The organism is Paenibacillus sp. PL2-23, assembly GCF_040834005.1.
Taxonomy (GTDB): Bacteria; Bacillota; Bacilli; order Paenibacillales; family Paenibacillaceae; genus Pristimantibacillus.
Window position 1 is genome coordinate 4,109,398 of record NZ_CP162129.1, and the last position, 18,565, is coordinate 4,127,962.

Genomic DNA, 18,565 nt, shown 5'->3' on the forward strand with positions numbered 1-18,565 from the left:
TCTATGTTTATCGGTGATAATGAATATCATTACCACGTTATTGTAACGAATAAAAATGAGAAAACACTGTGAAAACCAAAAAATTATTCGCCTGGCAGCACAACTGCGACTTTCGTGCCTTGCCCCTGTACGCTTGCAATGGCAATCTCGCCCCCATTATTCTCCACAAGCGATTTCGCGATAGACAGTCCCAGCCCATAGCCTCCGGCGCCCCCTGTTCGGGCCTTGTCTACTCTGTAGAAGCGATCGAAAAGTCGGGGCAGCTCCTCCTCCGGTATGCCAATTCCCTCATCCTCCACCGATAGAAGAGCGCTGTCGCCTTCCCAGTTGTACCGGACTTTAATGAGTCGGCCGTCCCCGGAATACTTCACCGCGTTATCCAGCAGTATGCGTATGACCTGAGACAGCTCCTGAGCCGGCATTCGCAGTCCCTGCCCTGGCGAATCGTCCTCCTCCGTTCGGAATTCAAACTGGGGGAACAGCAAGGACATGGCCTTCACGGCATCCCTTACGACTTCCAGCGGCCTCTCGCAGCCTTCCACTGCCTCCTTGGGGGTACCGTCTTGTCCCGCTCTAGACAGCAGCAGCAAATCATCTACCAGCTTCTTCAGCCGCTCAAGCTCCTCCATCGCGATCCCAAGGGACTGCTCCGTTACATTCGGATCGTGCCTCCCCCATCGGCTCAGCATACGCAAATGCCCCTCCACTATGGCCAGCGGGGTTCGCAGCTCATGCGACGCATCCTCTACGAACCGCTGCTGCTTGTGGAACGACTCCTCCACCTGATCCATCATTTCGTTAAACATAAGCTGCAGCGACGCGATTTCATCCCTAGCGCGTGACACGGGCATCCGCTGGTGCAGCCCCTGCTGCTTCACACGGCGCATAGCGGCATTCATGGAACGGAGAGGCCGGATCATCCCCCTGGCCAGAATACTCCCTCCTACACCGCTTAAGAGGAGCGCAGCAGCGCAGCAGACAAACATAATCCTGTAATAAGCCGCAACCAAACGCTCCACTTCTTCCATGCTGCGGGCCATCTCTATCGTGCCCTGAAAGCTGAAGATTGTAATCGGACTCCTCATCACAAGCATGCCGCCTTCATGAGCTGCCCGTCCCTTTACAAGGCCCGAATCCGCTATAGCTCCAATCCGCTGCGCAGGCACATTATCTGCCACAGTCATGATGGGGTCTCCGGAAGCTGACAGCAGCCGAATCATGCCATTGCGCACATTGGCACGCTCCATGTATAGACGAAGCTCCGTTTCATTGCCCGGCTTCACCTCGACTTCCTTGGCGAGGAGCACGTTCAGCAGCTCCTTCATATCGCGCTGAATGCGCTGCTCCTCCTGTCTGGTCATCCAGCCGTCAACGAACATGTATTGCGTCACATTGCTGAACAGCACAAGGGCGCTTAACAGCAGCGCCGAATAGATGGTCTGTTTCCAATGAAACGGCAGCGCCGTCCAACAGCGAAGCAGCGTCCTCATCGGCGCATCACGTAACCGATACCTCGAACCGCTTCAATTCGGCTTGGCTTATCGGGATCATCGATCTTATGCCTCAGGTATCGAACGTAGACATCCACAACATTGGCGTCTACGATAGCCTCATAGCCCCATACCGTATTCAATAGCGTTTCCCTCGACAACACCCTGTTTACGTTTTTGAGAAACGTCTCGAGCAAAGCGAATTCCCTTTTCGTCAGCTCGATGCGCTCATGATGCCTGGTGACGATGCGGGATTCCAGCTCCATCACCAGTCCGTCGCTCTCCAGAACGGCGCTGGGCTCCTGCTTGTCCTGCAAGCGGCGGAAAATCACCCTGATTCGAGCCAGAAGCTCTTCAATGGCGAAGGGCTTTGGAAGATAATCATCCGCGCCGCCATCTAAGCCCGACACCCGGTCAGACACACTGTCTCTCGCCGTAATCATAATCATTGGCGTTTGCTTCGCCTTCCGAATCTCACGGCATACCTCAAAGCCGTCCATCCCGGGCAGCATCAAGTCCAGCAGAATCAAATCCCAATGCCCCGACAGCGCAAACATCAGGCCAGACTTGCCGTCTCCAGCCACCGTAACAGAGAAGCCCTCATGCGCGAGCTCCATCTCTATAAATTTAGCGAAATTCGTTTCGTCCTCAATTAACAAAATACGTTTCATGCTTTCAATCACCTTCCGAATAGGTAAACATTTCGCCGCAGCTATCCTTTATGATAATCGTTCTCATATTCGATGCGCAACTGTATCTTGGAAACAACAAAAGAAGCTGCCGGACGGCTCCGACAGCTTCTAGACTAGCTTCAGCGATGACAAGTCAGGATACCGCTTTGCCAGTTCTTTTGCATACTCCATTATCACATTCCTTATAGTTCCCGATAAAATCCAGTCTGTGGTCCAGCACCCTGAAGCCAAACTCCTTCTCCAGACGCTCCTCCAGCTCCGTCAGCCAATCTTCCTTGATCTCCTCAAGCGCTCCGCATTTCTGGCAGATCAGGTGATGATGCATGTGCTCATGATCCTCGCCGCGAAGGTCGAAACGGGCTACCCCGTCGCCGAAATTCATCTTGGCTACAATCTGCAGCTCCGCCAGCAGCTCCAGCGTTCGATATACCGTAGCCAGTCCGATCTCAGGAAATTTCTCCTTCACGAGCATATATACGTCCTCGGCGCTCAGGTGATCCTTTTCATTCTCCAGCAGCACCCGCACGATAATTTCCCGCTGCGTGGTCAGCTTATATCCGTTCTCCATCAAGCTGCGTTTGATTTTATCAATTTCCGTTGATACGTTCATATTCAGGCACCTCCGTGTCCATGGATGCTGGCTCTATGTGGGGTTTACGAATGCTTAGTTCATAATTTAGAATAATTCTAATCCAATGGTAGTCGATTTGGACTCATAATGCAACACCGTAATCCGCTTTCATACAATTCGCCTTCCGGCCCGAATTCCCTCTTTTCTGCAAAAAAAAAGAAGCTTTCGCAAAAAAGCAACCCGCGAATCCGCTTCTTTTTCCTTATCTTATAAACCTGCGAGCACCTGATACCAGACGCCCTTCTTGCTGTACAAATATTTGCGCACCTCAGGCCAGCCGCCCAGATAAGCGATATCGAACAGTCCCTCCGGCTGCGCGAAGGAACCACTTGTCTCGGCTGCCACATCAGCGTCCACGGCGCGGAAGCCGTGCTTGGTGAATAATAACTGGGCGTCGGAATGGTGCAAATAATCGATAAACGCCTCGGCCACCTCGCGCGTGCCATGACGATCCACATTTTTGTCTACCACCGCCGCCGGGTTCTCAATCAATATCGTATGCTTCGGCACAATGATGTCATAATCCACGCCCTTCTTGATACGAGCGAGCAGCTCGTTTTCGTAGGTGACGATGACATCGCCAACTCCGTATTCGAAGGCCGCCATAGATGCTCTGCCGCTCTTGTCGAGAGACTCCACATTCGCATGAACAGCTTGAAGGAACGACTTCGCGAATGCATGCGATTTCTCGCCTGTCTCCTCTTCAGACCGCTTCAATCCGGCTCCATAGATCGCATTAATATCCCATTGCGCGCCTCCGGAGGTTTTGGGGTTGGGATACAGCACCTTGACGCCCTCGCGCGTCAGATCGTCCCAATCCCGGATCCCAAGGGGATTGCCCGAACGGGTTCCCAGCACAACGATCGAACGAGTGATCATGCCTCTCTCGCCCTTCTCGCGCCAGTCATGCGTAATAAAGCCGGCATCCGCGATCTTATCGAGATCGCCCTCCATCGCAAGCACGGCGACATCTGCCTCGAAGCCTCCCGCAATCGCTCTGGCCTGTGTGCCTGACGCCTCATAGGACTCCTGGAAGGTGACGCGCTGGCCCGTCTTCTCCAGCCAATATTGCTGGAACTGGGGCAGCAGCTCGCCGAAAGCGTCTTTCACAACGGAGTAAGCGCCAATGACAAGCGTTACATCCCCTTCCGGTACGGATTGATCGCCGTCTACGGCTTCCTTGTCGCTGCAGCCCGTCGCGCTGATCAGAAGCAGAACGGCAAGCGCGAGGAGCATCGTACGTTGGGCTATGGCTGGAATAGATCGTATCATAACAACACTCTTTCTGCTTATTGATCCGTTAAATATGAATCGGCATAGGATCGACCTTCAGCGGATTCTCCATAATCCAGCTATCCGTGTCGTTGAACAAATACGCCCTGTGCAGCAGTACACTGACGGCTTCACCAGGCTGAAGAACATCCTTTTCGAGCGAGCGGTAGGTGATCAGCTTGGTATCGCCGACCAACAGCTCCACCATCCATTCGCTGCCGCGGAAGTGGACATGCTTGACGGTCGCAGGCATTGTTGCAGACGCCAGCTTAATCTCGCCCGGCTTGCCGAGCTCGATATATTCAGGCCGAATAAGCGCCTTGGTGCCGGGATGAACGGACGCGCTTTCGAAGCCCTTAAGCGACGAAATATTATCAATAAAGGAGGATTCGCCAATAAAGCTGGCGACAAAAGGCGTCTCCGGATTTTTGTAGATGTCCCATGGACTGCCCTTCTGCTCAAGCCGTCCTTTGCTAATAATCATAATCTCGTCCGCTACCTCAATCGCTTCATCCTGATCATGAGTGACGAAGATGGACGTAATGCCCACTCGCTCAATCATTTCCTTCAGCCAGGTGCGAAGCTCCGTACGAATCTTTGCGTCAATCGCCGCGAACGGCTCGTCGAGCAGCAGAAGCTGAGGCTCCGGCGCCAGTGCCCGCGCAAACGCCACACGCTGACGCTGCCCGCCTGAGAGCTGATGCGGATAACGGTGCTCGAAGCCTTTGAGCCCGGTCAATTCGATCAGGTACATCACCCGCTCGCGAATTTGCTCCTTCGACTGCTTCTTCACCTTTAAGCCGAACGCCACATTATCGAATACCGTCATATGCTTGAACAGCGCATAGTTCTGGAATACGAAGCCGATGCCCCGTTCTTGGGGAGGCAGATCGTTGACTCGTTTCCCATGAAACACGATATCGCCGGAGGTTGGCACCTCAAGACCCGCCAGCATGCGCAGAATGGATGTCTTGCCGCCGCCGCTGGGACCAAGCAGACCGATGAGCTTCCCCTTCTCTATATCGAAGCTGACATCCTTGACGGCGTGAAAGTCGCCAAAGCTTTTGTTTAAGTTGCGGACCTCGATATGCATCCTAATGCACTTCCTTTCGTTTCTTCGCCCACTCCATCAGCAATAGCAGGCCTACGGAGAATGCCGCCAGAACAAGCGCGATGCCGTTCGCGGCAACGACGTTGAAGTTCTCAACGTCCTGATAGACGAGCGTAGTAGCCGTCTGCGTCTTGTTCATAATATTGCCCGATACGACAAGAACCGCACCAAACTCTCCAAGCGAACGCGCTACGGTAAGCACGACGCCGTATATAACGCCCCACCGGATGGATGGCCATGTGACCTTCCAGAAGGTATACCAGGAGTACGCGCCCAAAGTGGATGCCGCCTCCTCCTGCTGGGCCCCGATTTCCTGCAGCACCGGCATGACCTCCCGCACCATAATGGGGAATGTCACGAACAGCGTGGCCAGAATCATGCCAGGCAGCGCATACACAATCTTGATCCCTGCATCCTCGAACAAAGCGCCAATGACGGTGTTCGGTCCCAGAATCAATACAATCATCAAACCGCCGATAACCGGGGAAACGGCAAACGGCAGATCGACGACACTGTTCAGCAGCCGCTTCAGCTTCGGTCCGAGCCATTGGGCCCGCACCAGATAAAGGGCCAGCATGACCCCGAACACCGTATTAATCAACGTGACAACAATAACGATAATGCCCGTCATCATAAGCGCATGCAGCGATTCTGGACGCAGGAGCGCATCGGAGAAGCCTTGAATGCCCTCCTTCCACGCTCCGGTAAAAATTTTGATCAGCGGCGCAATCAGCAGCAGGCCAAATACGATATACGTCAATGTAATCCATAATTTTCTCATCATTAGGCGCCAGTCCTCCTCGCTTGCAGGAGGTTGACGATCCACAGGATCAGGAAGGACAACGTCAGCAGCATAACAGAGACGGCCGCTGCTCCTTGCGGGTTGTTGCTTTCAATTTCTCCGAAAATAAAAACCGACGCCACCAGCGTCTTGCCTGGAATGTTGCCCGCAACGAGCACGACCGCTCCAAACTCAGCAAGCCCTCGGGAGAATGCGAGCATCGCTCCGCTTAGAATGCCGGGAAGCATCGTCGGGAAGATGACGACCAAGAAGGTTTTTGCCTTGGATGCCCCTAAGGTATAAGCAGCCTCCTCCTCCGATTTGTCCAGCTCCTCCAGAAGCGGCTGTATCGCCCGAATGACGAACGGGAACGTGACGAACAGCATAGCGACAACAATAGCCGGCTCATGGAATACGATCTCGATGCCAGCCGATTGCGCCAGGGACCCTACCAGGCTGTTAGGGCCAAGCAGCAACAGGATCAGAAGGCCGCCTACTGCAGTCGGCAGCGCGAAGGGCAGATCAACCAAGCTGTTCAGAAAGCTTCGGCCGGGAAACCTGTAGCGTATAAGCACCCATCCGATCATCGTCCCAAGCAATATATTCAGAACGGTAGCAATTGCGGCCAGCTTCAGCGTCAGCAGTACGGCCTTCCAAGCGAGCGGATCCGTTACACTTCCCCAGAACGGGGTCCAGCCCAGGGAGAATGACTGCGTATAAATGCCTAATATCGGCAGTACAATTAAACAAATAAAATAGAGCATAATCGTCGTACGAAAACCGAAGCTCCAGCTCTTCCCCCGAAACCATGCATTCACAGTGACTTAACCTCCAGATCCTCGGCTCATGCCGCAGGTGTTGCATCTCATTTAACTTCATAATTCCTATTAACTTACTGGGTATTAATAATGTAGCATCCTCCCCTGAAGGAAGTCAATGGTTAAATAACAAAATCATTTGAGGCTGAAAACAGAGGAAGAGCCGAGTATGCACTCGGCCCTTCTCCCTATTCGCCTTCTATATAGAAGCGCGGTTCGCCTATGGCAATCTGCGCTTGTCCCTGCGTCACGTCCGTCATCCAGGCGACGAACGCTTCCTGTTCCCGCTCCTCCGGCAGACAGAGCACCGTTACGTAATCCGTAAAGGCCGTGCCGCCGAGTCTTGTGCCGCGCCCGCGCCACTCATTCTCCAGCTTGCCGTACCACGTATAATCAACCGTCACGCTTACCTCGCGATGGAGCACCATCTCGATCTCTCCGGCTGCTTCGATGCCGGCAACAGCGCCGTCCGTATAAGCCCGGACCAGCCCTCCAGCGCCAAGCATAATGCCTCCGAAATAGCGTGTGACCACGACGGCAACATTCTTGAGGCCCTTGTTCTTGATCACCTCAAGAATCGGCTTGCCGGCCGTGCCGCTGGGTTCTCCGTCGTCAGAGGCCTTCTGGAACTGATCACGCTCGCCGATGACGTAAGCTGAGCAATTATGCGTCGCCGTTCTGTGCAGCCGCTTAATCTCATCGATAAAGGCGATGGCCTCCTCCTCCGATGCAACGGGCTTGGCATAGCCGATGAAACGAGATTTTCGAATGACGATTTCTTGACCCGCTTCTGCTCTAACCGTCCTATATCTATTCAAGTTTAACATGACGTGTGAAGGCTTCTATTAGCGAATCGCCGACTACAGACGCGCTTCCAGCTCCGCCTTCTCTTTCTCAAAGCCTGGCTTGCCAAGCAGGGCGAACATATTTTTTTTGTAAGCCTCGACGCCCGGCTGGTCGAACGGATTCACGCCAAGCAGGTAGCCGCTGATTCCGCAAGCCTTCTCGAAGAAGTAGACGAGGTAGCCGAATGTGTAAGGCGTCATGTCTGTAATGTTGACGATCAGGTTCGGCACTTGGCCGTCCGTATGAGCCAGAAGCGTGCCCTCGAACGCCTTTTTGTTCACGAAGTCCATTGTCTTGCCAGTCAAGAAATTCAGGCCGTCCAGATTGTCCTCGTCATGGCCGATAGTAATGTGCTCCGCCACTTCCTTCACCTGAATGACGGTTTCGAAGATGTTGCGGTTACCCTCCTGAATGAATTGGCCCATGGAGTGCAGGTCCGTCGAGAAGTCGACCGAAGCGGGATAAATGCCCTTGTAGTCTTTGCCTTCGCTTTCGCCGAACAGCTGCTTCCACCACTCCGATACAAAGTGCAGGTTAGGCTCGTAGTTCACGAGAATTTCCGTTACCTTCCCTTTGCGGTACAGCGCGTTGCGGGCAGCGGCGTATTGATAAGCTTCATTCTCCGCAAGATTCGGATTCGCGTATTCCTGGGAAGCGTCGGCAGCGCCTTGCATCATAGCGTCGATGTCGATACCCGCAACAGCGATTGGCAGCAAGCCGACAGCCGTCAGCACGGAATAACGTCCGCCTACGTCATCCGGAATGACAAAGGATTCGTAGCCTTCCTCGTTGGACAGCTTCTTCAGTGCGCCCTTCGCTTGGTCAGTCGTCGCGTAAATCCGTTTGCGAGCCTCTTCCTTGCCGTATTTCTTCTCCAGCTCCGCACGGAATACGCGGAATGCGATGGCCGGCTCCGTCGTCGTGCCGGACTTGGAGATTACGTTGATCGACCAATCTCTTCCCTCCAGCAGCTGAAGCAGGTGCGTTACATAAGTGGAGCTGATATTGTTGCCCGCGAACAGCACCTGAGGCGTCTTGCGCTGCTCCTTGGACTGAATGTTATAGAACGAGTTCGACAGCATCTCGATTGCCGCGCGAGCGCCCAGGTAGGAGCCGCCGATGCCAATGACAATCAGCACCTCGGAATCGGATTTGATCTTCTCTGCCGCCTGCTTGATGCGCGCAAATTCTTCCTTGTCATAATTCGTTGGCAGGTCGATCCAGCCCAGGTAATCGGAGCCTGCGCCCGTGCCGTTATGTAATTGGCCATGCGCTGCCTTCACTTGCTCGGACAGATTGTCGATTTCGTGTTGGCCGAGGAATGTCAGCGCTTTGCTGTAGTCGAAATGTACCGTTTTGCTCATGGTTTCGTCTCTCCTTCATATACCTACTATTTTATTTAAAAGAATATCGGATTTAATGGGCGAACACAAGCAATCCGGCTATAGGAAATTGCGCTTCAGGACATAGACCCGGTCTATACCCTTGACGCTTTGCAATCGACAAAACCATTGGCTAATCACGAATAATAAGGCGAAATCATCAGGTACACGATAACGCCCGTCAAGCTGACGTACAGCCAGATCGGCATGGTCCAGCGAGCGATCCTTCTGTGCTTGTCGACCTGATTCGCAAGCCCTCTCGCAAGCGACATCAGCGCCAGCGGCACGACGACAATCGCAAGCACAATATGGGTCAGCAGCACAAACAGATAGATGCCCTTGAGGAGGCCTTCCCCGCCATACGGCGTCGATTCCGTCAAATAATGGTACGTGACGTAGGACACCAGGAACAGGGTCGTTGTCACAAACGCCATCAGAATAAACGCGCGATGCATTCGCACATTTTTTTTCATAATGGCAATAAGGGCGATCAGCAGAGAGACAAAGGTGAAGCTGTTGAATATCGCGTTAAGCAGAGGAAGCAGCAGCACATCGAAGCCGACCTCGCCGTTATACGCCGGCAGAAAAAACAAAATCGCGACGAGCGCCACAATCACAACCGTCAGAACGGCGACGATTGGCGTATAGTTTTTTTCCTTCAATTGGAGAACCTCCTGGAGCTTGGAATGACCTGCGAGCTTCGCACGGCCTAAACCTACTGTATCCGATTTCTCTCCGTTAATTCAATGCGCGCCGCATGGCGAATGTCACAAAAAAACGACTTTTTGCAGAGTACGGCTCACTGACATGCGAGAAGGGCCGCATCGCCGAAGCGATACGACCCTTCTCTTGCACTTGCTTATTCGTAAATGTACGAGCAGCAGTAGTCCGTCACTTCCGCTACCTGAAGCTTGAACTTCGTGTTAGCTGGAACCTTGAACTCGCCTTCGCCCTTGATATGAAGCCATTCCGTTTCGCCAGGAAGCAGCACCTTCAGGTCGCCGCCCAGGATTTCCATAATTTCAAGGCAGTCTGTACCGAACTCATAATCGCCCGGCAGCATAATGCCAAGCGTTTTTTTGGTTCCGTCGGCGAACAGCACCGCGCGGCTGGTGACTTTTCCGTCGAAGTAGACGTTGGCTTTCTTGACGATTGTTACATTTTCAAATTGCGACATTGGGGGTAACGCTCCTTTGTTAGGTGTTAGATAGGATCCAGATGCCGCAATTACAGCAGAGCTTTCACTTTGCTGACGACATTCTCGACTGTGAAGCCATACTCCTTGATTACGCGGTCGCCTGGAGCGGACGCGCCGAAGCGATCAATGGCCAGAATGTCGCCATGATCTCCCGTGTAACGCTCCCATCCGAAGGGATGAGCCATCTCAATCGCCAAGCGCGCCTTCACGTCAGGGAGTATAACGGATTGCTTGTACGCTTTGGACTGCTTCTCGAACAAATCCATGCTTGGCATGCTGATAACGCGAACGTGGATGCCCTCCTCAGCAAGCGCCCTCTGCGCCGCTACCGCCAGCTGCACCTCGGAGCCTGTTGCGATAATTTGCGCCTGCGGCTTGCCGTTAGCTGCATCGGACAACACATAAGCACCTTTGCTGATGTTCTCGCGAGCCCCTGTTACGGTGCCTTCAAGAATCGGCAGGTTCTGGCGGGTCAGCACAAGCGCAACGGGGTTGGCTTTGTTCTCCGCCGCATAGGCCCATGCCGCTGACGTCTCGTTGCCGTCTGCCGGGCGGATAACGGTCAGTCCTGGAATGATGCGAATCGAAGCCAGCTGCTCGATCGGCTCGTGAGTCGGACCGTCCTCACCTACGGCGATGCTGTCATGTGTCAGCACGTAGACAACCGGCTGCCCCATCAGAGCCGCAAGACGAATCGCCGGACGCAGGTAGTCCGTGAACACGAAGAACGTGCCGCCGAACACCTTGATGCCTCCATGCAGGCTGATGCCGTTCATCGCAGCGGCCATACCGAATTCGCGTACGCCGAAATAAATGTTGCGGCCGTCATAGCTGCCTGGCTTGAACTGGGCAATGCCCTTCAAATGCGTCATGGTGGAGCTCTCCAGATCCGCGGATCCGCCAGCCAGGTTAGGCATCTTCTTCGCCAGTCCGTTCAGAGCGTTGCCGGAAGCGACGCGCGTAGACAACGGCTTGTCTTCCGTTGTATATGTCGGAAGCTCCGAATCCCAGCCCTCAGGCAATTCGCCGGCGATCGCCAGCTCGAATTGCTTCGCCAGCTCGGGATGAGCCTCCTTGTATGCTGCGAAGAGCGAGTTCCACTCCGCGTTGACGCTTTCGCCATGGCTTTTCACTTCCGCGAAATGCGCGCGAACCTCGTCCGGGACATGGAATTGATGCTCCTCGGACCAGCCGTAGAACTGCTTCGTCAGCTTGGTCTCCTCAGCGCCCAGCGGCGATCCGTGCGGACCGGCATGGCCGCCCTTGCCGCCTTTGTTGGGGCTGCCGTAGCCGATGACCGTCTTCACCTCGATCAATGTCGGCTTAGCCAGCTCCGCCTGCGCTTCGCTGATGGCTTGGGACAACGCGTCCAGATCGTTGCCGTCCTCTACGCGCAGCACCTGCCAGCCATAGCCTTCGAAGCGGCTTTGCACCGACTCCGAGTAGGAGAGGCTCAGCTCGCCGTCAAGGGAAATATCATTGGAATCGTACAGCACAACCAGCTTGCCAAGGCCCAGATGACCAGCCAGCGAAGCCGCTTCATGGGAGATGCCCTCCATCAAGTCGCCGTCGCCGCAGATGGAGTATGTAAAGTGGTTCATAATGTCGAACCCTTCCTTGTTGTAGACAGCCGCCAGATGCGCTTCAGCCATCGCCATGCCTACTGCCATCGCTACGCCTTGGCCAAGCGGGCCCGTTGTCGCGTCAACGCCAGCCGTATGTCCGAACTCCGGATGGCCCGGTGTGAGGGAGCCCCACTGACGGAAGTTCTGCAGCTCCTCGATCGGCAGATCGTAGCCGGACAGATGCAGCAAGCTGTACAGCAGCATGGAGCCATGGCCGGCGGACAGCACAAAGCGGTCGCGGTTAATCCATTCCGGATTGGCCGGATTATGCTTCATGCTTTTGGCGAACAGCTGATAGCCCATTGGCGCCGCGCCCATCGGCATGCCGGGATGGCCGGACTTCGCCTTCTCGATCGCGTCGATCGCAAGCGTGCGAATTGTGTCTATGGAGAGCTGGTCAATCGTTTTTTGCGGTACAGTCATTTCTTCTCCTCCTGCAATCTTCTGTATTGGTCATACTATGACTCGGTAAAGCGATGAAATAGCTGCGATTATTGTATCATTCGGCCTTAATTGAACACAACCGTCTTGTTCTGATGCACCAGGACGCGGTCTTCAATATGCCACTTAACCGCTCTCGCCAGCACGACGCGCTCGATTGTCCGGCCGATGCGCTTCAGATCGTCCACATCGTCCCGGTGGCTGACGCGCTGAACGTCCTGCTCGATGATGGGACCGCCGTCCAGCTCTTCCGTGACATAGTGAGCCGTCGCGCCGATAATTTTGACCCCGCGATTATAAGCCTGGGCGTACGGCTTGCCGCCGACGAATGCCGGAAGGAACGAATGGTGGATATTGATAATACGGTTCGGGAACTGCTCGATGAACTTCGGCGAAATAATCTGCATGTAGCGTGCCAGCACGATCAGGTCCGCCTTGTCGGACACCAGCTCAAGCTGCTTGCGCTCCGCCTCGGCCTTCGTGTCTGCTGTCACCGGAATGTGGTGGTACGGAATGCCGAACGACTCCACGAGCTGGCGCATGTCATTGTGATTGCTGACAACCATAGCAATATCGGCATCCAGATCGCCGGCCTGCCACTGCCATAGCAGCTCCAGCAGGCAATGGTCCTCCTTCGACACGAAGATGGCAAGACGCTTCTTGCGGCTCGCGCGGAAGATATGCCACTTCATCTCGAAGCGGTCCGATACCCTGGAGAAGTCTTCAACGATGACGGGAAGCTCCTTGTCCAGATCATTCAGGACAAATTCGAAGCGAATGAAGAACATGCCGCCTTCCGGATTCATCGTATATTGATCGGATTGCACAATATTAGCGCCATGCTCGTACAGGAAATGCGACACCGCCGCTACAATGCCGGAGCGGTCAGGGCAGGAGATCAGAATGCGCGCGCGGCCGCTCTTGCCCGCTGCTTCGCCTGCCTGATGGGATTGATTCGATTGGGATGACATGAGAGTTCTCTTCCTTTTCCGTAAAATATAGTCCTCTCGCGCGGAGCCGTTCCCGGCTTACACTACACTTGCGCGAACAATTCCTTGCCGGCGAACCACGCCGTCAGACGCTGATTCACCTGCTCCTCCGTCAGCTCTGCCGATAACACGCTGTCAGCGATAATCTGATCGTACAAGCGCTCCATCGGCTCGCGAGGGTCCGCCTTTTTGGCTTTGGCGTCGTTCTTCAGCAGCGTCCAGGTGTCAATGACAAAGCCGCGCGGGTCCACGCCTTGTTTGGCGAAGTAGGACTGAAGACGGTCTACATCCTCCAGGAAGCTCTCGCCGAATCGGCCCCTCACATCGCCGCGCAGCAGCGCAATTTCCACCTCGTACATCGGCCTTTGCGTCTTGTCCTCCTTGCCGATCCACGGCGTCTCGAGAATAAACGGGCGGCCCTGGAGCGCCTCGTGGTTCACGATTCTCGAAATCGCGGCTTGTCCCAGCCAGCCCGCTCCGATTGGAGCATGGCGGTCCTTGCCCGCACCGCGCGGATTCTTGGTGTCGTTAATATGCACGACGGCAACACGGCTCAGGCCAACGATGCGGTCGAACTGCTCCAGCACACCATCCAGATCGTGGATCAGATCATAGCCGGAGTCATGCATATGGCACGTATCCATACAAACCGTCAGCCGCTCGTTATGCTGCACCTTGTCGATAATGGCCGCAATTTCCTCGAAGCTGCGTCCGATCTCCGTGCCTTTGCCGGCCATCGTCTCCAGCGCGATGCTGACATTCGTGCCGCTGGTGCCTGCCAGCACCTCGTTCAAGCCTTCCGCGATCCGCGCGATGCCGAACTCCGCGTCCTTATCGGTATAGGCGCCTGGATGCAGCACGATATTGCGGACGCCTATGTAGTCGGTCCGGCGAATCTCCTCCTGCAGGAAGCTAACTGCCAGCTCGAATGTGTCCGGCTTGTAGGAGCCCAGGTTAATAATATAGGGGGCGTGCACAACAATTTCGCCGATGCCGGCCTGCTCCATCAGCGCTTTGCCTTCTTCAATATATAAGGTTTCGATCGGCTTGCGACGCGTATTCTGCGGCGCGCCGGTGTAAATCATAAACGTGCTGGAGCCGTAGGAAATAGCTTCCTGAGCGGCCGTCTGAAGACCCTTGTCCGAAAATGATACATGGGAACCTATTTTCAACATCCTCATATTACGCCCCTTTCGGTTGATCAAACCTTATTTTACAAGGAATGTCGAAATAAATCTAGGAATACGGTATAATTCATCTAGTGAGGTGACAGACAGTTATGAGCTCAGCGCCGAATTGGTTTATGTATTTTATCGTATTCTGGGCCATCGTAATGGTGGTGGCCATGTCGATCGGCGGCTTCTTTATGTTCCGGAAGTTTCTGAAGGTGCTCCCCATGAGAGACGGCAAGTCCAAGCTCGACTGGCAGAACTATTGGGTTGAGCGCAGCCGCAGCATGTGGGGCGAGGAGGCCAAGGCATTTCTGGACGAGCTGGTATCCCCGGTCCCGACCGCATTCAGGGATATCGCCAAGCATTCCATAGCAGCCAAGATCGGGCAGGTTGCCATTGAATATGGCGCGACTACGGTCACGAGAGAGCATTGCATCGAAGGCTACATTCGGGCCACGCCCAAACGGGATTACCGCAGCCTGGTAACCTTCCTGGATAAGAAGGGAATCGATTACGCTCCCTATCAGCATCTGCTGAACAAATAGACAGAGCTGTCCTATGGCAGCTCTGTCTGCGTTTTTTTTTGCAACCTGGCCGCTGCGGATTCCGTTTTACACTACAGGAGGTGCATCATCTATGAAAAAACATATCAAGCATAACCGCAAAGCCGCTGCCGCCGGAGCCTTGCTCCTGGCCATTATGATGACAACGTCCGCTTGCGGAGGGAACGCCGGGCCAATCGGCGACGAGGAAAACCCAGGCAGCTCGGCGCCTGTTGCGGAGTCTGGCAATCAGCTGCCCGAGGAGAGCGGCGTCATTGATCCAGCGGCGCCTGTCGCTGAGAATGACAGCGTCGCTTCGCCAGAGCCGGAGACGGATACATCCGCAGATGAGGACGCAGCTGTTAATGTCAGCGAGCCCATCAGCGCGGAAGGCGTATACACGGGTCAAATCGACTCCCATTCTATTGAGATTACCATTAACGGAATTGCGGCCGCTTATCAATTCCCGGGGGACATGACGGCGGCCATTGAAGCTTTGCCAGCCGATTCGCCTGTGACATTCCAATATACCGAAAAAATTATAGAAGGCGAAGACAAGCTGAAGCAGCTATGGCTCGTCAAGGTTGAAGCGATTCAATAACTTGAGTTGAAGGAGCGTATAGGCCATGAGGATTGCCATTGCCGGTGGAAGTGGGTTTATCGGGGGAGCGTTAACGGAGGCGCTTCTGGCCAGAGGAGATGAGGTATGGATCATTTCGCGGCGCGCTGCGGGGGCCGATGGGACCAGGCAGCATGCCAAGCGGAGCTCGGTCACCTGGGATCAGCTGGAACGAGAGCCAAGCCTTCTGGAAGGCTTCGACGGCATTGTGAATCTAGCCGGCGAAAGCATTAACCAGCGATGGACAGACGCCGCCAAGCGCCGCATTCTGGAGTCCAGAGTGACGGCGGCGGAGCGAATGGCTTCCTTGGTTGCCGCGCTGAAGAGCAAGCCCCCCGTCGTCGTCAACGCGTCAGGCATATCCGCTTACGGCCATTCGGAGACAGAGTTGTTCGACGAGGACAGCAGAACGGTACAGAGCGACTTCCTGTCGAGGGTCGTTCGAGAGTGGGAGTCCGCAGCGGACAAGATCCCGGTCGAACGTCTCGTTAAGCTTCGTGTCGGGCTGGTGCTGGACCGGAAGGGCGGTGCGTTCCCGCTTATGCTGCTGCCCTATCGGCTCTTCGGAGGCGGCCGGGTCGGCTCTGGCAAGCAGGGGCTGTCCTGGATTCATATCGACGATATGGTCGGCCTTATTCTGTTCAGTCTGGATCATCATAACGTTCGTGGAGTGCTGAACGCATCCGCACCCGAGCCAGTGACAAACGATGCCTTCGGCAGAGCGGTGGGCCGGGCCTTCGGGCGCCCGCACTGGTTCCCCGTGCCCGCTCCTCTCCTGCGGCTCGCATTGGGCGAGATGTCGTCCCTGGTGCTGGAGGGGCAGCGCGCTTGGCCGAAGCGGGCGCTGGAGCTCGGCTACAAATATCGCTACCCCAAGCTGGAAGCCGCTCTGAGCCAGCTGGCCGGCCGCTCCCTTTAGCCAGCTCTTAGCTCATACAATGGTCCCTTATCGCCCGCAAGATGGATTCGGTCCCCGAGCTCCAGCTTGTAGGCTTTGTAAGGGACCATTAATTTGCCGTTGAGCAGGCTGCCGTTTCGGGAGCCAAGATCCTTGGCGTGATGCTCGTCGCCGATTTGCTCAATCTCCAGGTGCAGCCTGGATATGCCTTCGGCAGGATCCGAATAGCTGACGCCGTCGCCGGAGCGTCCGATTTTGAACACCTCCGCGTCCAGCGTTATCTTCTCCTCCTGGCCATTCCACATTCTCGAGAGCCACCGTGCTTCACTTAATAAAATCGTGGATGCTTCCCCGGCCTGCTCCTTCGCTTCCAATACAGCGGTTTCGGCCGCATGTCTCGAACGTTCCCCTCCAGCTCCAGCCGGCGGGGACAGCGCATAATTTCCCATCGAGGTGGTTGTACCCGGCGTTATGAACGATGACAATGATCGCTCGCCGCCATATTCCGCCCTCCAAGCCTTCTTGGCTGCGGGAAGCGGCCCTGAATATAGCTCCATATCATCCTCATGGGCCGCCATTATACTTTTATTGTCCAGAAAGAGGGCTGACGACCGCCGACTAAGCATGAGCAGCCCGGCTGCAACAAGCAGGGTAAGAGCTGCGCTGAGCAACAAGTTGGTTTGGCTTGGATCCGAGACGTACAGGAAACGCCATACGCAAGCGACGACCAAAGCCCCGGCGGCTATCATGCCCCATCGTCCCGACAAACGGCGCTTGTCGCTTGGCACGCTCGGCTCCGCTTCATGCCCGTCATATACGTCTTCCGCTGTGACGCTTACCATGGACAGCGCATCAAGGCGGGAGCCCCTTATGCCGGATTGGACAACGTCCCCATCGGCTTCGCGATGAGCCTCCTCTTGAGGCAACACGGCGGGGCAGGCGCCCGCTATAAGCTCCAACAACGTCTCCCGCAAATCTGCTAGAGGCGAACGGCTGTGACTCAGCCGCTGAAGTAGCCGCTTCAACCCGACTCCGTCAATCGTCTCGATATACGTCGTCCAACGCACCGCCAGTGACAGCAGGCTGTCGGGCAAGGACTGGTCATGACTCCAAGGCTGCTTCAGAGGCATGTATGCCATTCGAATGTCGGTGAGCCGATCTCCGATAAAGAGAAACTGCTCGTTAAGCAGGCAGGTCTCCGGTCTCAGCATATAATCCTTGCACTCCAGAATGGCGTCCGTCACTGCCAGAAGGAGGCCATAATACTGCTCCATCGTAAGAGGCTCCTGCTGCAGCCTGTGGGCAAGCATCTTCATGCCGGCCAACGAATATCGGAACGAGACCTTACCGTCCACCTCGTACCAGTCCATCGGCAGCAAGTACGGGACTTGCTGCGCCCGCAATATTTGCAGCTCCAGCTCATCCAGCTCGCTCCTGGCTATGCCTCCTTCTTTGTCGATCATCATCTCATGCCCGCGATTCATCGCGAAGTCGATGCGAAGCTGCCCCATAATCCCTTCTCCTCCCAAACATTAAATGAATGGCTACATAAGCCATAAGGTCAAGGCTGCGGGCGCGACGGCCAGCATAAACGGAAAGCTCGTACCGGATTCCGCCCAGCTGAACCAGCGCCGCTTCAGAGAATCGCCTTCCCGAATGAATGCGAAGCGCAAGCCAAGGAATAGCTTGAGGGCAAACGATCGCCGAAGCAGCAGCAGGACGACGCCTATTGCCCCCGCATACAGAATCGCATAGGCCAGCAGCTGCAGAACCGCCGCCGCTCCCAGCCATGCGCCCAGGCCGCCGAACAGCTTCACGTCGCCGGCGCCGATGCCTCCCAGCACGTACAGCAGAAGCAACGGTACAAAGCCCGCCGCCGCTCCTCCAATCGATCCTAGCCAGCTCGCCGCATCCTCGCCTGCAAAGAGCCCCTGATACAGCAGTCCCGTTACAAATGCGCAGCCCGTCAGCCAATTGGGAATGATACCCCTGCTGACGTCTGACACAAATGAAAGCATAATGAGCACGGCCGAGGCTGTTACAGCAACCATCCCAATT

The 18,565-nt window shown here is 55.2% G+C and carries 19 protein-coding genes; 3 read left to right on the forward strand and 16 right to left on the reverse strand.

What is annotated here, in order from left to right; all coding sequences use genetic code 11:
- Positions 1-83: 83 nt before the first annotated feature.
- The 14 genes from AB1S56_RS18020 to AB1S56_RS18085 all read right to left on the reverse strand — a co-directional run bounded on the left by AB1S56_RS18020 (position 84) and on the right by AB1S56_RS18085 (position 14,451).
- A complete protein-coding gene (locus tag AB1S56_RS18020; RefSeq protein ID WP_340868371.1) occupies positions 84-1,490 on the reverse strand; it encodes a HAMP domain-containing histidine kinase in 1,407 nt (468 codons plus the stop codon).
- Positions 1,487-2,161: a response regulator transcription factor gene (locus tag AB1S56_RS18025; protein ID WP_340868373.1), complete on the reverse strand. Its 675-nt coding sequence runs from the start codon at positions 2,159-2,161 to the stop codon at positions 1,487-1,489. Before AB1S56_RS18025 ends, AB1S56_RS18020 begins: the two co-directional genes overlap by 4 nt.
- Before the next feature lie 154 nt (positions 2,162-2,315).
- Positions 2,316-2,792 carry a transcriptional repressor gene (locus AB1S56_RS18030; RefSeq protein WP_340868374.1) on the reverse strand — a complete coding sequence of 159 codons (477 nt, stop codon included), beginning with the start codon at positions 2,790-2,792 and terminating at the stop codon, positions 2,316-2,318.
- 228 nt (positions 2,793-3,020) lie between these two features.
- A complete protein-coding gene (locus AB1S56_RS18035) occupies positions 3,021-4,085 on the reverse strand; it encodes a sulfate ABC transporter substrate-binding protein (protein WP_340868376.1) in 1,065 nt (354 codons plus the stop codon).
- Between the two features lie 28 nt (positions 4,086-4,113).
- Positions 4,114-5,178 (reverse strand): ABC transporter ATP-binding protein, encoded by a 1,065-nt coding sequence (locus tag AB1S56_RS18040; protein ID WP_340868378.1) that lies wholly within the window; start codon positions 5,176-5,178, stop codon positions 4,114-4,116.
- A 1-nt stretch (position 5,179) separates the two neighbouring features.
- Positions 5,180-5,977 carry a sulfate ABC transporter permease subunit gene (locus AB1S56_RS18045; protein ID WP_340868528.1) on the reverse strand — a complete coding sequence of 266 codons (798 nt, stop codon included), beginning with the start codon at positions 5,975-5,977 and terminating at the stop codon, positions 5,180-5,182.
- 2 nt (positions 5,978-5,979) lie between these two features.
- The gene (gene cysT, locus AB1S56_RS18050; RefSeq protein ID WP_340868380.1) at positions 5,980-6,795 is read right to left on the reverse strand and encodes a sulfate ABC transporter permease subunit CysT; all 816 of its coding nucleotides are present in this window, start codon (positions 6,793-6,795) and stop codon (positions 5,980-5,982) included.
- A gap of 188 nt (positions 6,796-6,983) precedes the next feature.
- Positions 6,984-7,622: a YigZ family protein gene (locus AB1S56_RS18055; RefSeq protein WP_340868382.1), complete on the reverse strand. Its 639-nt coding sequence runs from the start codon at positions 7,620-7,622 to the stop codon at positions 6,984-6,986.
- Positions 7,623-7,655: 33 nt separating this feature from the next.
- Complete coding sequence (locus AB1S56_RS18060; protein ID WP_340868383.1) at positions 7,656-9,005, reverse strand: glucose-6-phosphate isomerase; 1,350 nt, start codon at positions 9,003-9,005, stop codon at positions 7,656-7,658.
- A 155-nt stretch (positions 9,006-9,160) separates the two neighbouring features.
- A complete protein-coding gene (locus tag AB1S56_RS18065; RefSeq protein ID WP_340868384.1) occupies positions 9,161-9,685 on the reverse strand; it encodes a DUF420 domain-containing protein in 525 nt (174 codons plus the stop codon).
- A gap of 197 nt (positions 9,686-9,882) precedes the next feature.
- Entirely contained in the window at positions 9,883-10,200 is a 318-nt protein-coding gene (locus tag AB1S56_RS18070; RefSeq protein WP_340868386.1) for a pyrimidine/purine nucleoside phosphorylase, read from the reverse strand.
- A gap of 50 nt (positions 10,201-10,250) precedes the next feature.
- Entirely contained in the window at positions 10,251-12,269 is a 2,019-nt protein-coding gene (gene tkt, locus AB1S56_RS18075) for a transketolase (RefSeq protein ID WP_340868387.1), read from the reverse strand.
- An 86-nt stretch (positions 12,270-12,355) separates the two neighbouring features.
- Positions 12,356-13,258 (reverse strand): formyltetrahydrofolate deformylase, encoded by a 903-nt coding sequence (gene purU, locus AB1S56_RS18080; RefSeq protein ID WP_340868389.1) that lies wholly within the window; start codon positions 13,256-13,258, stop codon positions 12,356-12,358.
- A 62-nt stretch (positions 13,259-13,320) separates the two neighbouring features.
- Positions 13,321-14,451, reverse strand: a complete 1,131-nt coding sequence (locus tag AB1S56_RS18085) for a deoxyribonuclease IV (RefSeq protein ID WP_340868390.1) — start codon at positions 14,449-14,451, stop codon at positions 13,321-13,323.
- Between the two features lie 104 nt (positions 14,452-14,555).
- Here AB1S56_RS18085 and AB1S56_RS18090 point away from each other — a divergent pair, with 104 nt between their 5' ends.
- The 3 genes from AB1S56_RS18090 (at position 14,556) to AB1S56_RS18100 (ending at position 16,528) form a co-directional block, all read left to right on the forward strand.
- The gene (locus tag AB1S56_RS18090; protein ID WP_340868391.1) at positions 14,556-14,993 is read left to right on the forward strand and encodes a DUF2621 domain-containing protein; all 438 of its coding nucleotides are present in this window, start codon (positions 14,556-14,558) and stop codon (positions 14,991-14,993) included.
- 91 nt (positions 14,994-15,084) lie between these two features.
- Positions 15,085-15,591: a hypothetical protein gene (locus tag AB1S56_RS18095; RefSeq protein WP_340868392.1), complete on the forward strand. Its 507-nt coding sequence runs from the start codon at positions 15,085-15,087 to the stop codon at positions 15,589-15,591.
- A 25-nt stretch (positions 15,592-15,616) separates the two neighbouring features.
- On the forward strand, positions 15,617-16,528 hold the full coding sequence (locus AB1S56_RS18100) for a TIGR01777 family oxidoreductase (RefSeq protein ID WP_340868393.1): 912 nt from the start codon (positions 15,617-15,619) through the stop codon (positions 16,526-16,528).
- On the opposite strand, the gene AB1S56_RS18105 is transcribed toward AB1S56_RS18100, so the two are convergent.
- Positions 16,525-18,018, reverse strand: coding sequence for a DUF6382 domain-containing protein (locus AB1S56_RS18105; protein ID WP_340868395.1), 1,494 nt, complete (start codon positions 18,016-18,018; stop codon positions 16,525-16,527). The two genes, AB1S56_RS18100 and AB1S56_RS18105, sit on opposite strands and share 4 nt — an antisense overlap.
- A 33-nt stretch (positions 18,019-18,051) precedes the next feature.
- A complete protein-coding gene (locus AB1S56_RS18110) occupies positions 18,052-18,558 on the reverse strand; it encodes a prepilin peptidase (protein ID WP_340868397.1) in 507 nt (168 codons plus the stop codon).
- Positions 18,559-18,565: the final 7 nt, after the last annotated feature.